Annotated in this window: 1 protein-coding gene; it reads right to left on the bottom strand. The window is 43.1% G+C overall.

What is annotated here, in order from left to right:
- A partial coding sequence (locus A3766_RS10110; RefSeq protein WP_156508849.1) for a radical SAM protein occupies window positions 1-404 on the bottom strand: 404 nt, incomplete at both ends.

Genomic DNA, 404 nt, shown 5'->3' with positions numbered 1-404 from the left:
ATACAAACTCTGGCTGTGTTTCATTCATAAGCTTGGCAGAGTTAACGGCATGTTGCTTTGAAAACTTCTTGCCACCCAAGCCATTTAATATCATCACGGAAGACTTGATGCCTGCAGCTTTTAACTTGAGTAAGGCGTCTTTAGAGCTTTCGTAAGTCTCACCCTTAACCACACATTCCAAGACTTTGTCGTCACCGGATTCACAGCCCACATATACCATGCTTAGGCCTAACGCTCTCAACTCAGCCAGCTCTTCTACCGTTTTTTTCTTAATATTTCTGGGTAAGCAATAAGCAGTAACACGTTCTTTATCTGGAAAGTAGCGATTAATACACTCAAGTATTTCTTTGAGGCGGCGGAACGACAAAGTCATTGCATCACCATCTGCCAAAAAGAAACGCCCG

Source organism: Oleiphilus sp. HI0132 (genome assembly GCF_001635845.1).
Note: the sequence above shows the minus strand (reverse complement) of the source record. Positions and strands in the feature narration are given on the sequence as shown.